The sequence below is a fragment of the Streptomyces sp. NRRL S-1813 genome, from assembly GCF_000719605.1.
Taxonomy (GTDB): domain Bacteria; phylum Actinomycetota; class Actinomycetes; order Streptomycetales; family Streptomycetaceae; genus Streptomyces; species Streptomyces decoyicus.
The window spans coordinates 443,391-463,327 of record NZ_JOHB01000001.1 but is presented as its reverse complement, the minus strand read 5'-3'; the positions used below and the strand labels follow the sequence as shown (position 1 = coordinate 463,327).

Annotated in this window: 16 protein-coding genes; 4 read left to right on the top strand and 12 right to left on the bottom strand. The window is 69.7% G+C overall.

Going from position 1 to position 19,937, the window contains the following annotated elements; genetic code table 11:
• Positions 1-4: 4 nt before the first annotated feature.
• The 8 genes from IF67_RS0102160 to IF67_RS0102125 all read right to left on the bottom strand — a co-directional run bounded on the left by IF67_RS0102160 (position 5) and on the right by IF67_RS0102125 (position 10,867).
• Complete coding sequence (locus tag IF67_RS0102160; protein WP_030981499.1) at positions 5-1,069, bottom strand: ABC transporter ATP-binding protein; 1,065 nt, start codon at positions 1,067-1,069, stop codon at positions 5-7.
• Positions 1,056-2,096, bottom strand: a complete 1,041-nt coding sequence (locus IF67_RS0102155; RefSeq protein ID WP_199812667.1) for an ABC transporter ATP-binding protein — start codon at positions 2,094-2,096, stop codon at positions 1,056-1,058. Before IF67_RS0102155 ends, IF67_RS0102160 begins: the two co-directional genes overlap by 14 nt.
• A gap of 11 nt (positions 2,097-2,107) precedes the next feature.
• Positions 2,108-3,100 (bottom strand): ABC transporter permease, encoded by a 993-nt coding sequence (locus IF67_RS0102150; protein WP_030981495.1) that lies wholly within the window; start codon positions 3,098-3,100, stop codon positions 2,108-2,110.
• Positions 3,093-4,016, bottom strand: a complete 924-nt coding sequence (locus tag IF67_RS0102145) for an ABC transporter permease (protein ID WP_030981494.1) — start codon at positions 4,014-4,016, stop codon at positions 3,093-3,095. The genes IF67_RS0102150 and IF67_RS0102145 overlap by 8 nt, the downstream gene beginning before the upstream one ends.
• 27 nt (positions 4,017-4,043) lie before the next feature.
• The gene (locus IF67_RS0102140; protein WP_030981491.1) at positions 4,044-5,663 is read right to left on the bottom strand and encodes a peptide ABC transporter substrate-binding protein; all 1,620 of its coding nucleotides are present in this window, start codon (positions 5,661-5,663) and stop codon (positions 4,044-4,046) included.
• Positions 5,664-5,917: 254 nt separating this feature from the next.
• On the bottom strand, positions 5,918-6,250 hold the full coding sequence (locus IF67_RS0102135; protein ID WP_030981489.1) for an antibiotic biosynthesis monooxygenase family protein: 333 nt from the start codon (positions 6,248-6,250) through the stop codon (positions 5,918-5,920).
• 156 nt (positions 6,251-6,406) lie between these two features.
• Positions 6,407-8,278, bottom strand: coding sequence for a translational GTPase TypA (gene typA, locus IF67_RS0102130; RefSeq protein WP_030981487.1), 1,872 nt, complete (start codon positions 8,276-8,278; stop codon positions 6,407-6,409).
• Positions 8,279-8,461: 183 nt separating this feature from the next.
• A complete protein-coding gene (locus tag IF67_RS0102125) occupies positions 8,462-10,867 on the bottom strand; it encodes an ABC transporter family substrate-binding protein (RefSeq protein ID WP_030981486.1) in 2,406 nt (801 codons plus the stop codon).
• Between the two features lie 406 nt (positions 10,868-11,273).
• Between IF67_RS0102125 and IF67_RS0102120 the strand changes: the two genes are divergently transcribed.
• The 4 genes from IF67_RS0102120 to IF67_RS0102105 all read left to right on the top strand — a co-directional run bounded on the left by IF67_RS0102120 (position 11,274) and on the right by IF67_RS0102105 (position 15,308).
• Positions 11,274-11,573 carry a hypothetical protein gene (locus IF67_RS0102120; protein ID WP_030981484.1) on the top strand — a complete coding sequence of 100 codons (300 nt, stop codon included), beginning with the start codon at positions 11,274-11,276 and terminating at the stop codon, positions 11,571-11,573.
• 138 nt (positions 11,574-11,711) lie between these two features.
• Complete coding sequence (locus tag IF67_RS0102115) at positions 11,712-12,539, top strand: hypothetical protein (RefSeq protein WP_030981483.1); 828 nt, start codon at positions 11,712-11,714, stop codon at positions 12,537-12,539.
• A 34-nt stretch (positions 12,540-12,573) separates the two neighbouring features.
• On the top strand, positions 12,574-14,514 hold the full coding sequence (locus IF67_RS0102110) for a fumarate reductase/succinate dehydrogenase flavoprotein subunit (protein ID WP_030981482.1): 1,941 nt from the start codon (positions 12,574-12,576) through the stop codon (positions 14,512-14,514).
• Complete coding sequence (locus IF67_RS0102105; protein WP_030981481.1) at positions 14,511-15,308, top strand: succinate dehydrogenase/fumarate reductase iron-sulfur subunit; 798 nt, start codon at positions 14,511-14,513, stop codon at positions 15,306-15,308. Before IF67_RS0102110 ends, IF67_RS0102105 begins: the two co-directional genes overlap by 4 nt.
• Before the next feature lie 73 nt (positions 15,309-15,381).
• Here the strand turns inward: IF67_RS0102105 and IF67_RS0102100 are convergent, their stop codons facing one another.
• From IF67_RS0102100 to IF67_RS0102085, 4 genes are all read right to left on the bottom strand, one after another.
• A complete protein-coding gene (locus IF67_RS0102100; RefSeq protein WP_420708600.1) occupies positions 15,382-18,039 on the bottom strand; it encodes a SpoIIE family protein phosphatase in 2,658 nt (885 codons plus the stop codon).
• A gap of 171 nt (positions 18,040-18,210) precedes the next feature.
• Complete coding sequence (locus tag IF67_RS0102095) at positions 18,211-18,672, bottom strand: ATP-binding protein (RefSeq protein ID WP_030981479.1); 462 nt, start codon at positions 18,670-18,672, stop codon at positions 18,211-18,213.
• A gap of 402 nt (positions 18,673-19,074) precedes the next feature.
• Entirely contained in the window at positions 19,075-19,497 is a 423-nt protein-coding gene (locus IF67_RS0102090; RefSeq protein ID WP_030981478.1) for a (deoxy)nucleoside triphosphate pyrophosphohydrolase, read from the bottom strand.
• A gap of 52 nt (positions 19,498-19,549) precedes the next feature.
• A complete protein-coding gene (locus IF67_RS0102085) occupies positions 19,550-19,729 on the bottom strand; it encodes an SPOR domain-containing protein (protein WP_030981477.1) in 180 nt (59 codons plus the stop codon).
• Positions 19,730-19,937: the final 208 nt, after the last annotated feature.

The following is a 19,937-nucleotide window of genomic DNA, read 5'->3' as shown; positions in this document are numbered from 1 at the left end:
ACGGCTACTCGCTCGGCACGACCTGCCGCTCCTCCGCGAAGTGACAGGCCGAGGCGTGCCCGGCCGGTCCCGCCGGCTCCCGGAACTGCGCGGGCACTTCCAGTGGCGGCACGACATCCGCGCACAGCTGCTGGGCCTTCCAGCAGCGGGTGCGGAAGCGGCATCCGGACGGCGGGTGGGCGGGCGAGGGGACCTCGCCCGCCAGCAGGATGCGGTCCCGTTGGGTACGGGCGTCCGGGTCGGGGACGGGCACGGCGGACAGCAGGGCCTGGGTGTACGGATGGGTGGGGTGCTCGTAGATCTGGTCCTCGGTGCCGATCTCGGCGAGCCGGCCCAGGTACATCACCGCGACGCGGTCGGAGATGTGCCGTACGACGGACAGATCGTGGGCGATGAAGACGTACGACAGGTCGAACTCGTGCTGCAACTGCTCCAGCAGATTGACCACTTGGGCCTGAACGGAGACGTCCAGCGCGGAGACCGGCTCATCGGCGACGATGATCTCCGGGCGCAGGGCGAGACCGCGGGCGATGCCGATGCGCTGGCGCTGTCCGCCGGAGAACTGGTGCGGATAGCGGTTGATGTACTCGGGGTTGAGCCCGACCACGTCCAGGAGTTCCCGGACCTTTCTGCGGCGGTCGCCCTTGGGGGCCACCTCGGGGTGGATCTCGTACGGCTCGCCGATGATGTCGCCGACGGTCATCCGGGGGTTCAGGGAGGTGTAGGGGTCCTGGAACACCATCTGGATGTTGCGGCGTACGGCCTTCAGCGCCCGGCCGGAGAGCGTGCTGATGTCCTCGCCCCGGTAGCGGATGCGGCCCGCCGTCGGGCGTTCGAGGCCGACCAGCAGCTTGGCGACCGTGGACTTGCCGCAGCCCGATTCGCCGACGATGCCGAGCGTTTCCCCTTGGTGGAGGTCGAAGGAGACCCCGTCGACGGCCTGGACGGCGCCGACCTGCTTCCTGAGGAGCACACCCCGGGTGAGCGGGAAGTGCTTGACCAGGTCGCGGATCTCCAGGATCGGTTCCGTCGTACCGGCCGCCGGGGTGCCGCTGTCACCGTGCGCCATCGAGGGTCTCCTTCCAGAAGTGGCAGGCGCTGGCCCTGCCGGGTCCGGCCTCGTAGAGCGGCGGAAGGTCGGTGCGGCAGATGTCCTGGGCCAGCGGGCAGCGCGGATGGAAGGGGCAGCCCGGTGGGATGGCGGTCAGATTGGGCGGCAGGCCCTTGATCGCGTACAGCCGCTGTCCCTTCTGGTCCAGCCGCGGGATGGAGTCCAGCAGGCCGCGGGTGTACGGGTGGGCGGGTGCCTTGTAGAGCTGGTGGACGGGGGCGGTCTCGACGATCCGGCCCGCGTACATCACCGCGATGGTGTCGGCGACATCCGCGACCACCCCGAGGTCATGGGTGATCAGGATCAGGCCCATGGTGAGTTCGCGCTGGAGTTCCGCCAGCAGATCCATCACCTGCGCCTGGACGGTGACATCCAGGGCCGTGGTCGGCTCGTCCGCGATGATCAGCTCCGGGCCGAGGGACAGCGCCATCGCGATCATGATGCGCTGGCGCATACCGCCGGAGAACTGGTGCGGGTAGTCGCCCACCCGCTCCCTGGCCGCGGGAATGCCGACCCGCTCCATCAGCTCCACGGCCTTGCCACGGGCTCCCTTACGGGACATCCCCTCGTGGACCTGGAACATCTCCCCGAGCTGTGCCCCGACGGTGAGGACCGGGTTCAGCGAGGACAGCGCGTCCTGGAAGATCATCGCCATCTTCGCGCCGCGGACCCGGCGCCGTTCTTCCTTGCGCAGGGTGAGCAGATCGCGCCCCTGGAAAAGGATCTCGCCGCCGGTGACGAACCCCGGCGGCGAGTCGAGGATGCCCATCACGGCCTGTGCGGTGACGGACTTGCCGGAGCCCGACTCCCCGAGCACCGCCAGCGTCTGGCCCGGCGCCACGCGGTAGCTGACGCCGTTGACGGCCTTCGCCACACCGTCCCGGGTGCGGAACTCGACCCGCAGATCGCGCACGTCCAGCAGGGCCGTGTCCGCGAGCGCCGTGGCGCCGCCCGCGGGCGTTCCGGCCGTGTCCTCGTTCGTCATCGTCCGGCTCCTCAGCGCAACTTGGGGTCGAGGGCGTCGCGCACCGCGTCGCCGAGCATGATGAACGCCAGCACCGTGATGCTCAGCGCGCCCGCGGGCCACAGCAGCATGTGCGGTGCGCTGCGGATGTACGTGGAGGCCGTGGAGATGTCGATGCCCCAGGAGACGGTGGGCGGCTTCAGGCCCGCGCCCAGATAGGAGAGCGTCGCCTCCAGCGCGATGTACGTACCGAGCGCGATGGTGGCGACGACGATGACCGGCGCGATCGCGTTCGGTGCGATGTGCCGCAGCAGCATCCGCCCGTTGCCGGCGCCCAGCGCCCGTGCGGCCTGGACGTAGTCGTTCTGCTTGGCGGTGACGACGGAGCCGCGGGCGATCCGGGAGATCTGCGGCCAGCCGAGCAGCACGATGAAGCCGACCACCGGCCAGACCGTGGTGCTGGTGACGACGGAGAGGAACACCAGGCCGCCGAGGATCACCGGGATGCCGAAGAAGATGTCGGCGAGCCGGGAGAGCGAGGTGTCCCACCAGCCGCCGAAGAAGCCGGCCAGCCCGCCCAGCAGGCTGCCGAGCAGCGCCGCGCCGGTCGTGGCGCAGACTCCCACCGTGATGGAGGCGCGGGCACCGTAGACCACGCGGGTGTAGACATCCCGGCCCTGCGTGTCGAAGCCGAAGGGGTGGCCGGGCTGGGAGCCCTGCTGCGCCTTGGCGAGGTCCGCGCGGTACGGGTTGCCGGTGGCGATCAGCTGCGGCCAGATGGCGATGATCACCAGGAAGACGATGACCAGCGCGGAGACCACGAAGACGGGGTTGCGGTACAGATCGTGCCAGGCGTCGCTCCACAGGCTGCGGGGCTTGCCGAACAGTTCCCCGCCGGGTGGGCCGCCGCCCGGCGGGGCGGCACCGGGCCGCCGCTCAAGCGACTCCGCCTCGCCGATGGCCAGTGCGGCGGAGCCGCCGTCGCCATGACCCATGGCTTCCTTCGGGACGTAGGACTCAGGCATAACGGATCCTCGGGTCGAGGACGGCGTACAGCAGGTCGACGAGGAGGTTCGCCAGGAGGAAGACCAGCACCAGGATGGTCACGAAGCCCACGACGGTCGGCGAGTTCTGCCGCAGGATGCCCTGATAGAGCTGGAATCCGACGCCATGGATGTTGAAGATGCGCTCGGTGACGATCGCGCCGCCCATCAGGGCGCCGATATCCGTGCCGATGAAGGTGACGACCGGGATCAGCGAATTGCGCAGCAGATGGCGGGTGATGACGCGGTGCCGGGGCAGGCCCTTGGCGAGGGCCGTACGGACATAGTCGGCGCGGGCGTTCTCCGCGATCGAGGTCCGGGTCAGCCGGGTCACATAGGCGAGCGAGACCAGCGCCAGCACCAGCCCCGGCAGCAGGAGTTCGTTCAGGGGTGCCTCCGGGGCGACGGACGGCGCGGCCCAGCCCCACTGCACCCCGAACACGAACTGGAGCAGATAGCCGCTGACGAACGTCGGGATGGACACCACGACGAGGCTGAGGACCAGCACCGTGGTGTCGATGTCCCGGCCGCGCCGCAGCCCGCTGAACACACCCAGCACGATGCCCACCACCATCTCGATCACAATGGCGACGATCGTCAGCCGTAGCGTGACGGGAAAGGCACTGGCCATCAGTTCGGTGACCGACTGGCCGTTGAACGCGGTGCCGAAATTCCCCTGGAAGATCTGCCCCATGTAATGCAGATACTGCTTCCACAGCGGCTCATCTAGGTAGAGGTCGCTGCGGATCTGCGCGGCGGTGGCGGGGTCGGGCGCCCGGTCGCCGAACATCGCGGCCACGGGGTCGCCCAGCGCATAGACCATGAAGAAGATCAGAAACGTACTGCCGATGAACACCGGGATCATCTGGAGCAGCCGCCGGATCACATAGCGTCCCATGAAGCGCCAACCTCCCTCGCACCGCTGTCAGTTGACCTTGATTTCGTTGTAGACCGGAACGCTGAACGGATTCAGCGCAACATTGCTGATCCGGTCCGAATAACCACCGCTGCCGTTCTGGTACCACAGCGGAACGGCCGGCATCTGCTGGGCGAGGATCTTCTCCGCGTCCTGGAACTTCGCGACGGCCTGGCCGGTGTCCGTTGCCGCATTCGCCTCGTTCACCAGCTTGTCGAAAGCGCGGTTACTGAACTTGCCGTCGTTGGATGAGGCGTTGGTGTAATACAGCGGCTGAAGGAAGTTCTGGATCAGCGGATAGTCCATCTGCCAGCCGGCCCGGAACGGACCCGGCATCCGCTTGGCCGTGATCTTGTTCCGGAAGTCGGCGAAGGTCCCGACCGGGTTCCCGACGCAGGCGTTGTCGTCCCCCAGGGACTTGTTGATGCTGTTGCAGGTGGCGTCGATCCAGTCCTTGTGGGACCCCGTATCGGCGTTGTACGTGAGGGTCATCCTCCCGCCGGGAATCCCGCCGCCCTCCTTGACCAGCTGCTTGGCCTGTGCCGCGTCGAACACACAGGCATCGCCGCACAGTCCCGGCTTGTACCCCCCGTCCGCCCCCAGCACCGGCGAGGTCCAGTCCGTGGCGGGCGTCCGGGTCTTCTGGAAGATCTCCCGGGTGATCTGGTCCCGGTCGATCGCCATCGAGATGCCGCGCCGCACCTTCTCCGCGCCCGGCCGGTTCCACCTCTTGTCGTACATGGGGAAGGTGAGGGTCTGGATGATCCCGGCCGGCTGATTGATATAGCGGCCGCCGAGATCCGACTTCACATGCTTGAGCTGCGCGGCCGGAATGTCGTCGACCAGATCGAGGTTGCCGGCCTGGAGATCGGTATAGGCGGTGTTGTTGTCCGTGTAGACCCGCAGATCGATGCCGCCGTTCCGTGCCGGATCGTCACCCGGATACTTCCCCCACTTCCGCATTCGCAGCACGGACCCCTTCTCGTAGGAGTCCACGAGATACGGCCCGTTCCCCACGGGCTTTTGGATCCAGGCATCGTGATCCCGGAAGAATGCCTGCGGCAGCGGCATGAAGGCCGAGTAGCCCAGCGTGTCCGGCCAGCTGGAGAACTTCTGGTTGAGCTTGACGGTGAAGGTCCTGTCGTCCTTCACCACCAGCCCCGACAGCGTCTTGGCCCGAGGGATCCCGCCGTCCGGGTGCACCTGCGCAAAACCGTCGATGTACTGGAAGAATGCCGCGTTCTTCTGCTTGTTGCTCAGCAGCGCCCCGTAATTCCAGGCATCCACAAAAGACTTGGCGGTGACCTTCTCGCCATTGCTGAAGGTCCAGCCGGGTTTCAGCGTCACCGTGAAATTCTGCGAATCCGACGTCTCGATCCGGTCCGCCATCACATTCTCCGCCGCGCCCGTCTTCGGGTCGTAGCGCTTGAGCCCCCGGAACAGCATCTCCAGAACCTTGCCGCCCTGGACCTCATTGGTGTTCGCCGGCTCCAGCGGATTCTGCGGATCGCCCCACGACGAGCTGACCACCCCGGAACGGCCGGCCCCCGCTCCGCCCCCGCACGCCGTGGCCACGAGAGCGACGCCTACGGCGCAGACGCCCCACTTCGCGCGCGTGGCTCCGCGCATGACGCCTCCTCAGGTCCGGGATCATGCCTGAGGCCTGTCCGGCGGATCAGGGGCGGGCAGGCCCTAGGCCACATAAGATCGCAAAGCGGGACGTACCGCACTCCGGCGGCGACCGCCACTGCTCCGAAAACCTGAGAAACCCCTCGGATGCCCGAGCGGGGGGGCGCGTACGCAGATCCGGGCCGCCGCCCCGGCCCGGGGCGGACATCCCTGAACGCGGCACCGGGAGATCCCTATGTGGCGCCGGGAGATCCTTATATGTGGTGCACGGACTCCACCGCATACAGCCGCGGATCGAATCCCTCCGCCAGCGCGGCGGCCTGCGTCATGTGCTCCTGTGCCGTCGGATCGGCCAGCATCGCCCGGAAGTGCGCCTCGCTCTCCCACTGCGCATAGTTGACGACCCGATCGCCGTCCGCACTTGCGTGGATATTCGCCGAGATGAATCCCGGCCGGTCCTTCATCGTCTCCTCGGTGGCCCGGCTCAGCAGCGCCACCAGCTCCGCCTGCCGCTCCGGCAGCACGGTGAACACATTGATGAGCGTGGCGATCTCGCGCCCGGTCTCGATCTTCGTCGTCCTTGCCATACCGCCAGTCTCCCGCCGACCACTGACAACGGGCCGCGAAGGGCCCCTGTACTGCGCCGGCACAGCAAAGGGCGCCCCTCACGCGGAGGGGCGCCCCATCACTTCAGGCCATCATCCCGGCCCGGACGGGCCCGGACGGCCGGACCGCAGCCGGTGTTACCGCTTGGCGCGCGACGCGGTGCGGCCGCGCTCCTTCTGGTCCAGGACGACCTTGCGGATACGGACCGTCTCCGGGGTGACCTCGATGCACTCGTCGTCGCGGCAGAACTCCAGCGACTGCTCCAGGGAGAGCTTGCGCGGCGGAACCACGTTCTCGGTGGTGTCCGCGGAAGCCGCACGCATGTTGGTGAGCTTCTTTTCCTTGGTGATGTTCACGTCCATGTCGTCGGCGCGCGAGTTCTCGCCGATGATCATGCCCTCGTACACCTCGGTGCCCGGCTCCGTGAAGATCACGCCGCGCTCCTGGAGGTTGATCATCGCGAACGGCGTGACCGAACCGGAGCGGTCGGCGACCAGCGAACCGTTGTGGCGGGTGCGCAGCTCGCCGAACCACGGCTCGTGGCCCTCGAACAGGGAGTGCGCGATGCCCGTACCGCGGGTCTGGGTCAGGAACTCCGTACGGAAGCCGATCAGGCCACGCGACGGCACGATCCACTCCATACGGATCCAGCCGGAACCGTGGTTGGTCATGGTCTCCATACGGCCCTTGCGGGTCGCCATCAGCTGCGTGATGGCGCCGAGGTGCTCCTCGGGGGAGTCGATCGTCAGGCGCTCGATCGGCTCGTGCAGCTTGCCGTCGATCTCCTTGGTGACGACCTCGGGCTTGCCGACGGTCAGCTCGAAGCCCTCCCGGCGCATGGTCTCGACGAGGATGGCCAGCGCCAGCTCGCCACGGCCCTGGACCTCCCACGCGTCGGGACGCTCGGTGTCCAGGACGCGCAGCGAGACGTTACCGATCAGCTCCTTGTCCAGGCGGTCCTTCACCTGGCGGGCGGTGACCTTGTGGCCCTTGCCGCCCTTGCCGACCAGCGGCGAGGTGTTGGTACCGATGGTCATCGAGATGGCCGGCTCGTCGACCGTGATCAGCGGCAGCGCGACCGGGTTCTCCGGGTCGGCCAGCGTCTCGCCGATCATGATGTCCGGGATACCGGCGACCGCACAGATGTCACCGGGGCCGGCCTTTTCGGCGGGCTTGCGGGTGAGCGCCTCGGTCATCATCAGCTCGGTGATGCGGACGTTGGACATCGTGCCGTCACGCTTGATCCACGCGACCGTCTGGCCCTTCTTCAGCTCGCCCTGCTCGACCCGGAGCAGCGCGATACGGCCGAGGAAGTTGTCCGCGTCGAGGTTGGTGACGTGGGCCTGGAGCGGGGCCTCCTCGTCGTACTCCGGCGCCGGGACGTGCTCCAGCAGGGTGGTGAAGAACGGCTGGAGGTTCTCGCTGTCGGGGGGGACGGTGCCGTCCTCCGGCTTGGTCAGCGAGGCGACGCCGTCACGGGCGCAGGCGTAGACGATCGGGAACTCGATCTGGTCCTCGTCCGCGTCCAGGTCCAGGAAGAGGTCGTAGGTCTCGTTGACGACCTCGTCGATCCGGGAGTCGGGGCGGTCGGTCTTGTTGATGCACAGGATGACCGGCATCCGGGCCGAGAGGGCCTTGCGGAGCACGAAGCGGGTCTGCGGGAGCGGGCCCTCGGAGGCGTCGACCAGCAGGACGACCGCGTCCACCATCGACAGACCGCGCTCGACCTCGCCACCGAAGTCGGCGTGGCCGGGGGTGTCGATGATGTTGATCGTGATCGGGTCCCCGCCGTCCTTGGGGTGATACTTCACCGCCGTGTTCTTGGCGAGGATCGTGATGCCCTTCTCACGCTCCAGGTCGTTGGAGTCCATCATCCGGTCGTCGAGCTTCTCGGCGGCGTGTTCGGCGAAGGCGCCGGCCTGCTTGAGCATGGCGTCGACGAGGGTCGTCTTCCCATGGTCGACGTGGGCGACGATGGCTACGTTACGAATGTCGTGGCGCGTGGGCATACTGGCGGCGCTTCTCCCGGAATCGTGGGTGGCGGCACGTCCATGCGGTACGCGCACCTGCCGGGCATAACGAAGCCACGGCCTCACCCCATCGTACGGGGCTGCGGCAGCATTGGCCGCCGCAGCCCGTACGCACACCGCCTGACCTGCGATTTCTTACCTTTTATCCGCGGAGATGCGGCCCTACTTCTGGTAGCCGATGTCCTGGAAGCGGGGCGTGGCGAAGCCGAAGGCGCCGACGTTGGCGAGCGTCTTCTTCGTGGCCACCAGCTCGGGCCGCTGGTAGAGCGGAATCGATCCGGCGGCCGCCCAGATCCGGGCGTCGGTCTGTGCCATCAGCGTGCGCGAGGAGCCCTCGTCCAGCTCGGAGGCGGCCTGGTCGAAGAGCTGGTCGATGTGGTCGGTGCCGACCCGGGTGTAGTTCTGCTCGACGGTCAGCGAGCCGTCGGGCGCGGGCTGCGGCTTGGCGTAGATCGGCCGGGCGTCGGTCGCCGGGTAGGCGGTGCCGGGCCAGGAGTACAGCGCCAGGTCGAAGTCGCCGGAGGCGATGTGGTCCTGGAAGTAGCTGGCGTCGGAGACCCGCTGGAGGGAGGTCTGGATGCCGATCTTGCCGAGCATCGTGGCGATCTGCCGCCCGACGGTGCGCAGCTGCTGGGAGCCGGCACCGTCGGGAAGCACGAAGCGCAGGGTGAGCGGCCTGCCGTTCTTCTTGACGGCGGCGATCCTGCCCTCCTTGTGCCCGGCCGGCAGCGGTGCGGCCACCGCGTCGGCACGCCGCTCGGCGGCCGCGTGCAGGGCGCCCGGGTGGCCGCCCGACCCCGGCAGATGCGGGGCCTGTCCGGTCTCGATCAGTTCGGCGGCGCCGAGCGCCTGTGCCGCGCGCTTCTTGTACCGCTTGTACTTGGCGTACGCCGCGGACTCGGTGTCACCGTCCGCGCCCTCCTTCTCACTGGCGGCCGCCTCCTTGTAGAACGAGGCGCTCTGCCGCAGCAGGGCGGACTGCTGCACCTCGGAGCCCACCGCGCCCGTGAAGGACAGCGGGGCCTCGGCCGCGGCGGGCCGGACGCCTTCCTGGTCGCCCCTGGCGGGCGGGGCGGCGTGGCCGGAGCGGGCCGGGTTGCGGTCGTCGGCACCGGCGTCGTATTCGCCCTCCGACCGGTCGTCGGCGGACTCGTCCCCGTAGCGGTCGTCCGACGGGTCGAAGCCGTCCTCGTCCCCGTCGGCACGCCCCGCGTCCGGGGCCGGTGCGCCCGCCTTCTCACCGGCCTGCTGACGGTCGGCGCCGTCGCTCTTCCAGCCGGCATCGGCGAGCAGCGCCTTGGCCGCACCGGTGTCCTGGCCGCCGAGCGCATCGCTGTGGTCCTGATAGCCGTGCTGCTCGGCCATCAGCAGATGACTGCCGAGCGGGCGGGACGGCAGGTCGAGCGGCTTGAGGACGGTGTCCGCGAGCGCCTGGCGGTCGATGGCGCGGGCCACCGCGCGGCGCACCCGGTCGTCGGCCAGCGGCCCGCTGCTGCCGTTGAGGGCGAGCTGGGTGTAGGCGGGCTCTAGCGCCTTGCGGATGGTGTAGTCGCGCAGTGCGGCGTTCTCCGCGGCGACGGTCTTGGCGTCCGACCGGGCACCGGCCCGGTTCTTGTCGCCCTGCGGGGCCGCATTGCCGTCGCCGGCCTTCTTGGGGCCGTGGGATGCGGCGCGGCGGGCGGAGGCGACCCGCTTCGCGGCGACCTGGTCGACCGCGGCGACATCGACACTCCCGTTGGCGAGCGCCGCGGCCCGCTTGTCGCCGGGCAGTGACTCCAGCACGATCTTCTTGAGCTTGGCGGGCTCGCCCCACCACTTCGGGTTGCGTACGAGGACGACATGGCCCGCCTCGGCGTCCCGCTTCTGGACCAGGAACGGACCGGCGCCGACCTTGAGCTGCTCGCGCGCGCCGTCGTTGAAGGCGTCGGCGCTGCCCATCACGCTCCTGGGGTAGAGCGGGGTGAACAGGGACTTCCAGTCGGCGTAGGGGCGGGCAAAGGTGACCTTGACCTCGTGGGCGCCCGCGCCCTGTTCGACCTTGGCGATCCGGTCGTAGCCGGCGTTGCGGGCGGTCCAGAAGGCGTTGTCCTTACCGCGCAGCGCGGTCCACTGGGCGATGAAGTCGGCAGCGGTGATGGCCGTGCCGTTGCTCCACCGCGCCTTGGGATTGATCTTGTAGGTGACGACCTGCTTGGGGTCGCGGGTGCTGATGTCCGCGGCGTCCAGGTAGTCGGCGTTGCGCTGCGGCCGGCCGCTCGCGTCGATGGTGAACATGCTGGGCAGCACCGCGCCGGCGATCCGCGTGGTGGTCGGGTCGGCGTCGGACTGGAAGGCGTTCAGGGTGCCGGGCATCCCGTCGACGGCCCAGCGCAGGGTGCCGCCGTTCTTCAGCTCGCCGCGGGGCGCGGGCGCGATGTCCTGGGACGTCGCGACGGACGTGTCCCGGGTGTCGTCGCTGCATCCGGTCAGGGCCGGCAGCGGGAGCAGCACCCCCGCCGCGATGAGCGCGGCACAGCGGCGTCCGCGGCACACCGGGCGGCGGCCTGAGGGGTGGTCGTGGTCGGTCATGACGGTTACCTCCGGGCTCGCCCGCGCCGCGCCGCGCGCCGCCTGGGCCCTGACCGGCGCACCACGTTCGGCCGACTTTGCGGCTCATCACATCTATGGCCCCCCTACTGAAAGCGACCGCGCCCGGACCGGCCGCCCGACACGTCGGCCACAGCGCCAAGGCCACCCGCCCGGCCCAACAACAGGCCCCTGGAGCAGGCGGAAACGGGGCTGCGCGGCGGTGCGGGCGACCGCGCGCGCCGGCTCTTCCCGTATCGGCGTTCGAACTACGCCGCGGCGCATGGTTGCCGAAACGCACCGGTTCGAGTCGTAATCGCGCCCGACCCCTTCCCAACCCCTACTGTGACGCGCGACACTCTCGGGCGCATGAGATCGCCCACCACACCTTCAAAAGTGAGGGCATGTTATGTCCCTTCAGGACGAATTGACGGCGGTTGAACGCAGCCTGGACGGCCTGGTCCGGTCGGTGGGAAGGCTGGAGACGCAGCTCGACGCCGGTCTGGACATCCGGCGGGTCCGCACTGACGCGGACCATCTGCGCGAGAGCCTCGCGCTGTTGAAGCAGAGCGTGGCGGCCGGTCCACCCCGCCGTAAGAGCGTCGTTGTGGACGAGATGGTGCCGATCTCCGATGCCCCCTACAACTCGGCGCTGTGGACCGACGCCCAGGACGAGGGACTCGGCTCCAGGAACGGCCACGCACCCTAGGGACAACCCCTGGTCGCCCTGGGGGGCTACCCCTGGTGGAGGCCCCTTAAGGGGTGGCCTCGCCCCACTCAGACCCCTACCCCGTTGCCGCCCCGGAGGAAAGCATTCCGGCCGGAGCGCCCTTCACGGAGACCGACGTTGGCCACTGGAACCGAACCCTCCTCACCAGCGCCCGCGACCGGTGTGCACACCGCCTCGCGTGCCACCATCCCCGCCCGTCATCTGCGCACCGACCGCTGGTGGCTGGCGCCGGCCGGCACCGCCGCCGGGCTGTTCGCGTTCATCGTCTACTCGACCTGGCGGGCGTTCGCGAACGCCGACTACTACGACGCGCCCTATGTGTCGCCCTTCTACTCGCCCTGTCTGGCGGAGAACTGCCGCACCATGCGCGGCGGCCCCAACTGGGAGCTCTTCGGCAGCTGGTGGGGCCTGTCCCCCGCGCTGCTCATCCTGATCTTCCCGCTGGGCTTCCGGCTGACCTGCTACTACTACCGCAAGGCCTACTACCGCGGCTTCTGGGCCTCGCCGCCGGCCTGCGCGGTCGCCGAGCCGCACAAGAAGTACACCGGTGAGACCCGCTTCCCGCTGATCCTTCAGAACATCCACCGCTACTTCTTCTACTTCGCGGTGCTGGTGGCGGGCGTGCTGACCTACGACACGGCGCTCACCTTCCGCGACGAGAACTACGCCTGGGGCCATATGGGCCTGGGCACCCTGGTCTTCCTCGCCAACATCGTGCTGATCTGGGCGTACACCCTCTCCTGCCACTCCTGCCGGCACATCATCGGCGGCCGGCTGCGGCACTTCTCCAAGCATCCGGTCCGCTACCGGATGTGGGGCTGGGTCGGCAAGCTCAACGAGCGGCACATGCTGCTCGCGTGGTCCTCGCTGATCAGCGTGGCCGTAGCGGACTTCTATGTCTTCCTGCTGGCCAGCGGGGCCATCACGGACCCGCGTTTCTTCTGACGACAGCATCTCCTAAGGAAAGGTGTGCCCTCTGATGGCGCATGTGGACCGGCAGGCATGGGACGTGGTCGTGGTGGGCGCCGGCGGCGCCGGACTGCGTGCCGCCATCGAGGCCCGCGAAGCCGGCATGCGGACGGCCGTGATCTGCAAGTCCCTGTTCGGCAAGGCCCATACGGTGATGGCCGAGGGCGGTATCGCCGCCAGCATGGGCAACGCGAACGAGCACGACAACTGGCAGGTGCACTTCCGGGACACCATGCGCGGCGGGAAGTTCCTCAACCAGTGGCGGATGGCCGAGCTGCACGCCCGCGAGGCCCCGGACCGGGTGTGGGAGCTGGAGACCTGGGGCGCGCTCTTCGACCGGACCGCGGACGGCCGGATCTCCCAGCGCAACTTCGGCGGCCATGAGTATCCGCGCCTCGCGCACGTCGGTGACCGTACGGGCCTGGAGCTGATCCGCACCCTCCAGCAGAAGATCGTCTCGTTGCAGCAGGAGGACGAGCGGGAGTTCGGCGCGTACGACGCCCGGCTGAAGGTCTTCCAGGAGTGCACGGTCACCCGGGTCCTCAAGACGGACGGAAGGGTCTCCGGCGCCTTCTGCTACGAGCGGGAGTCCGGCCGCTTCTTCGTCCTGGAGGCCCCTGCGGTGGTGCTGGCCACCGGCGGCATCGGCAAGTCCTTCAAGGTGACCTCGAACTCCTGGGAGTACACCGGCGACGGGCACGCGCTGGCGCTGCTGGCCGGGGCGCCGCTGATCAACATGGAGTTCGTGCAGTTCCACCCCACCGGCATGGTCTGGCCGCCGTCGGTGAAGGGCATCCTCGTGACCGAGTCCGTCCGCGGTGACGGCGGGGTGCTGCGCAACAGCGAGGGCAAGCGCTTCATGTTCGACTACATCCCGGATGTCTTCAAGGAGAAGTACGCCCAGACCGAGGACGAGGGCGACCGCTGGTACGAGGACCCGGACAACAACCGCCGCCCGCCCGAACTGCTGCCCCGCGACGAGGTCGCACGCGCCATCAACGCCGAGGTCAAGGCGGGCCGCGGCTCCCCGCACGGCGGCGTCTATCTGGATGTCTCCACCCGGATGCCGGCCGAGGTGATCAAACGCCGGCTGCCGTCGATGCACCACCAGTTCAAGGAACTGGCGGATGTGGACATCACCGCCGAGCCGATGGAGGTCGGCCCGACCTGTCACTACGTGATGGGCGGGGTGGACGTGGAGCCGGACACCGCGGCGGCGACCGGCGTACCGGGCCTGTTCGCGGCGGGCGAGGTGGCCGGCGGGATGCACGGCTCCAACCGGCTCGGCGGCAACTCGCTGTCCGACCTGCTGGTCTTCGGCCGCCGGGCGGGGCTGCACGCGGCCGAGTACGCGGCGTCGCCGGCCGAACGGCCGGTCCCCGACCCGCTCCAGATCGACGCGGCGGAGGCGGAGGCGCTGCGCCCCTTCAGCGCCGAGGACGAGGCGGACACCGGCCGCGAGCCGGGCCCGGCGGAGAATCCGTACACCCTGCACCAAGAGCTCCAGCAGGCGATGAACGACCTGGTCGGCATCATCCGCAAGGAGAGCGAGATGTTCGAGGCCCTGAAACGGCTGGCCGATCTGCGGGTACGGGCCCGCCGGGCCGGCGTCGAGGGGCACCGGCAGTACAACCCGGGCTGGCATCTGGCCATCGATCTGCGGAACATGCTGCTGGTCAGCGAGTGTGTGGCGCGGGCGGCGCTGGAGCGCGAGGAGAGCCGGGGCGGGCACACCCGCGACGACCATCCGGCGATGGACCGCACCTGGCGCAACATCAATCTGGTCTGTGAATTCGCCGGTCCGCAGGGCGATGCGCGGTCCGCCGAAGCGGCGCTGGGCCAGATCCGGCTCTCCCGCCGCGAGACCCCGCCGATCCGCCGCGACCTTCTGGAACTGTTCGAGAAGGACGAGCTGGCGAAGTATCTGACCGACGAGGAGCTGAGCCGGTGAGCGTGTCGCAGGAAGAGCAGCAGTCCGGCGTCTACCAGGCGCACTTCAGGGTGTGGCGCGGCGACACCGGCTCCGGGGACCTGGAGGACTTCAAGGTCGAGGTGCACGACGGCGAAGTGGTGCTGGACATCATCCACCGCCTCCAGGCGACCCAGGCCCCCGATCTCGCCGTGCGCTGGAACTGCAAGGCGGGCAAGTGCGGTTCGTGCAGCGCGGAGATCAACGGGCGGCCGCGGCTGATGTGCATGACCCGGATGTCGGTCTTCGACCGTACGGAGACGATCACGGTCACGCCGATGCGGGCCTTCCCGGTCATCCGCGACCTGGTCACCGATGTGTCCTTCAACTACACCAAGGCCCGCGAGATCCCGGCGTTCGTGCCGCCCCCGGAGCTGGCCCCCGGTGAGTACCGCATGCAGCAGGAGGATGTGGGCCGGTCGCAGGAGTTCCGTAAGTGCATCGAGTGCTTCCTGTGCCAGGACACCTGCCATGTCGTCCGTGACCACGAGGAGAACAAGGCCGCCTTCGCCGGTCCGCGCTTCCTGATGCGGGTGGCCGAGCTCGATATGCATCCGCTGGACGCGGCCCCGGAGTCCGGTATCGACCGCAAGCGCAGCGCGCAGGACGAACACGGGCTGGGCTACTGCAACATCACCAAGTGCTGCACCGAGGTCTGCCCCGAAAACATCAAGATCACCGACAATGCGCTGATCCCGCTGAAGGAGCGCGCCGCGGACCGTAAGTACGACCCGCTGGTGTGGCTCGGGAACAAGATCCGGCGTCGTGGCGAATGAACTGAACGGACGCGGGCGGGGCCCGGGGTGCGCCCGGGGCTCCGCCCGCGTCCGCGGAACGGGCTCAGCAGCGCTAGAACAGGCTCAGCAGCGCTTCCGCCGGGTCCACCGCGGCCGACTCCCCGTCCGGCAGCGCGAGTTCGAACCACACGGTCTTGCCGCGCGGGGTACGGCGGCTGCCCCAGCCCTGGCTCAGCAGACCGACCAGCTGGAGCCCGCGGCCGCCCTCGTCGGTGTCCCGGGCGCGGCGGCGGCGGGGCTGGGCGAGATCGGCGTCCCAGACCTCGCAGACCAGGGTGCGGTCCAGCAGCAGCCGCAGCCGGATCTCACCGTGGCCGTGCCGTAGCGCATTGGTCACCAGCTCGCTGACCAGCAGCTCCGTGGTGTCGACCAGGTCCTGGAGGCCCCAGTCCGTCAGCTGGTCACGGGCGAGTTCGCGGGCGCGGGCCACCGAACGGGCCTCCGGCGCCAGACTCCAGTCGCCCACCGCGTCCTTGGGCAGCCCGTGCACCCGCGCCATCAGCAGCGCGATGTCATCCTCGCCGTGCGAGGTGTCCATGGCGCTCAGGACCTGGTCGCAGGCGTCCTCCAGCGGACGGTCGGCGCCCGAGAGGGCCGTCCGGAACGCCTGGAGCCCCTCCTCCAGCGGATGGTGGCGGGACTCCACCAGGCCGTCGGTGTAGAGCGCCAGCAGCGCACCGTCCGGCAGCTCGACCTCGATCTCCTCGAACGGTTCGCCGCCGACGCCCAGCGGCATCCCCGGCGGGACGTCGAGCAGCAGCGCGTCCTCGCCGTCCTCGACCAGCACCGGCGGCAGATGCCCGGCGTTGGCGAACGTACAGCGCCGGGTGACCGGGTCGTAGACGGCGTAGACGCAGGTGGCGAGGTAGACCTCGGAGAGGTCGGCGGTCCGGGCGGAGCGCCGCGGCTCGCCCGTGCCCTCGGACCGGCTGCGGGCGGAGCGCGCGCTGGACGACCGGCCCTCGCCGTCGCCGCCGAGCCCGCGGGCGATCTCGTCGAGCGCCGAGAGCACCTCGGCAGGCTCCAGGTCCAGCAGCGCCAGGGTCCGTACCGCGGTGCGCAGTTCTCCCATCGCCACGGCGGCGCGCAGCCCGCGTCCCATGACATCGCCGACGACCAGCGCCGTACGGTGGCCCGGGAGTTCGATGACATCGAACCAGTCGCCGCCGACCTCGGTGGCGGTGGTGCCGGGCAGGTAGCGGCAGGCGATGTCCAGACCGGCGGCCTCGGGGTCGCCGGGCGGCAGCAGGCTGCGCTGCAATATGAGTGCGCGTTCGTGCTCACGGCGGTAGAGGCGGGCGTTGTCGATACAGACCGCGGCGCGCGCGGCCAGCTCGACGGCCAGCGCGGTGTCACGCTCCCCGAACGGCTCGCTGCCCTTCGTACGGGTGAACTGCACCAGTCCGACGACGGTGTCCCTGGCGACCATCGGGACGGCGAGGGTGGAGTGCACCACCGCGCCCAGCTCCGGCCCGTCGTCACTCTCCCGGCCCGGGATGATCTGGGCGTGGGCGGTCCGCAGGGCGCCCGCGCAGGGGGAGTTGAAGGGGTAGCGGTGGACGGCGCCGACCGCGACCGCGCCCGGTGCGTCGCCGGGGGCGGTGGGGAGCGGGGCGTCCGACACGGCGCTGGCGAAGGCGACCCGGCGCAGCTCCGCGCTGCCGTCGCTCATACCGGGCGGGGCCTCGTCGCCCGACAGCAGGCCCTGGTAGAGGTCCACCGAGGCCAGATCGCAGAACTGCGGTACGGCGACGTCCAGAAGAGTGCGGGCGGTGGTCTCCAGATCGAGGGAGTTGCCTATCCGGGCGCCGGCTTCGTTGAGCAGGGCGAGGTTACGGCGGGCGCTGGCGGCCTCGCGCTCCGCCCGCCGACGGCCGGTCACATCCGCGGCGAGCGCCGCGACACCGATCGGGCGGCCGCTGGCGCCGTGCAGCCGGTAGAGCGACACCGACCAGCGGCGACGGTCCTCCTCGCCGGGCGCCATGCCGACCAACTGCATTTCGGTGACCGGCTCTCCGGTCTCCAGGACGCGGCGCAGCGCGGCCGTCATCCGCTCGGCCTCGGAGCGCGGCAGGAAGTCGTGCGGACCGCAGCCGCGGTACTTGCTCGCCGGGCCGCCGAAGACCGTGGCGAACCGTTCGTTGACCCGCAGCAGCCGCAGATCCGTGCCGAACAGAGTGAAACCCATGGGAGATTGACCGAAAACGGCCTGCGAGGCGGCGAGGTCGGTCTCGATGCCGCGCAGCGCCCGGACATCGACGACGAGACAGACCGCGGCCCGCTCACCGTTCTCGTCGCGCGAGGGCATCACATAGATCTCGGCGAGCCCGTCGGCGCCCCCGCCCTCTTCCCTGCGGTAGGGCACCAGGCCGGTCCACTCCCGGCCGTCGAGGATCTCGGACACCTTGCGGCGGCTGGTCGCCCGCAACTCACGGGGGACGAAGGCCTCGACGGGGTCCTTGCCGAGCGCGTAACGGGCGGGGATGCCGAGCATGTGCTCCGCCCGCTCACTCCACTGGTCGATCCGCCCGTCGGGCCCGAGCGAGAAGGAGGCCACGCGGATGTAGTCATAGATCGATCCAGGCCGGCTGCTCTGCCATATGGGCGGACCTTGCAGCTCGCGCGCGCGCGGAAAGGCACCTGGTTCACCGGAGCCGTCCGCACCGCCCTGACCATCGGCCTGTGCGGGTTCTGCCCCGCCAGATGACATCTCGCTCACGAGCCCCGTCCCCTCCAGCTCATCGTGCCCGGACCGGACCCGCCTGAGTATCCAGCACCTCGGCTATCCGGAACACGGTCTTCACGATCACAGCACAGTCTCGATCGCAGCCCATCTACAGAATGTCGATGAATTGGCAACGATCAGTACCCCACCTCTCTCCTAACCAGCCACCGAGAGCTCGAACCACACTGTCTTGCCACTCTTTCCGCGACGGGTCCCCCAGCGCCGCGAACTGCATGCGACCAGCTGCAATCCACGGCCCCCCTCGTCGTCAGGAGCGGCGTCGCGCTCCTGTGGCGGATCGGGCAGCGGATCGGAGACCTCGACGAGCAGCCCGTCGGTGTTCAGCAGCACCATACGGACTCCGATCGGCCCGCTGGCATGACGCAGGGAGTTGGTGACGAGCTCGCTCACGAGTAGTACGGCCATATCGGCGGCGCCGTTCAGCCCCCAGTCGATCAGCACCCGCCGGACGGCCGTGCGGGCCGTGCGCACCGCACCGGGGTCGGCCGGAAAGCTCCATTCGGCCGTGGGTGCACCGGAGGCCTTGCCGCGCCTGCGGACGTTCCCGGAGTCCGGCTCCGGGACCCCTGCCGCTGCGCTGTCGCTCACGCCGATCACATCCCAGCCCGATGGCATCCCCGTCCCCTTGCCTACACCGAAGGGGTCAATCTGGACATACCCGATATCCATGCCCCAGTACCGCCTGCAACGGTGCACTGTGGCGCAAATGAAACATATCGGCGCGCCGGGGCAAGGCAGCCGAGACGGGGGGCAGGTATGTGCGCTGAAGGCGTCCGTACGGGCAGGGGGCGCGGGGGCGCGCGATGGCGGCCCCGGGAGCCGGTGCGGGCCGCGTAGGGGCCGGCGTGGACCGCGTACGTGCCGGTGCGGGCCGCGTAGGGGCCGGCGTGGACCGCGTACGGGCCGGTGCGGGCCGCCCAGGGGCAGGTGCCGACGGCCCAAGGGGCGGTGCGGACGTCGTACGGGCCGATCCGGACGCCGTACGGACCGGTGCGGCGGCTACGGCCGTACGCTCGGCGCCCCCGCCGTTGTCGCCAGCCGGCGCATCGCCTCGGCGACCGCCGGGCGGTCCTGGTCCAGCCAGTCGACCTGGGACTCCTCGCCGGGCAGCAGCCAGCGCAGCTCGTCGTGATCCTGGAGGGGCCGCGGCACCCCGGACACCAGCCGGGCCGTCCACACCTGGAGGACATAGCCGGGCCGCAGCACCCACTCGCCCGGAATCCGCTCCAGGGCGGCCGCCTCGACACCCAGCTCCTCGCGCAGCTCTCGCTCCAGCGCCCGCTCGGGTCTCTCGTCGTCCTCCACCTTGCCGCCGGGCAGCTCCCAGCGGCCGGCCAGCGCAGGCGGTGCGCTGCGCCGTGCGGCCAGCAGCCGCCCGCGCTCGCACACCGCTCCGCCCACCACTACGCGCACGGTCGTCATGCGCGGCAGCCTACGTCTCCCGCCCTCGTCCCGCTTCCCCGCCCGCCGTCCCTCAGGTCGTCGCCCGATCGGCCTTTTCGACCACATAAAGCTGCTGGCGGCCCCGCGTTTCGAGCCGGGTGGCCACCCGCTCCGCCTCCGCCCGGGTGGCATAGCGGCCCACGCGATACCGGTTGCCACCTTCGTCCTGGCGGATGACGAGCCAGGGGAGCACCGCTCCACCCTCGGTCATTGCGCCCCTCCGTCCGCCGCGTAGCGCGCCGTTGCACGCCCCTGGTCTGCTGATGCCGAAATCGCAATCCGCATATGCCCGACCCTACGCCCGACCTTCACTCAGCGGATATGGATTTACACAAAGAGGTACCGAACCGGCCACCCGCGGGCCCCCGGCGTACCGGAAGCGGCCTGCGAGTGGCCGGTGGGCCCGAGAGGCGCTCGGG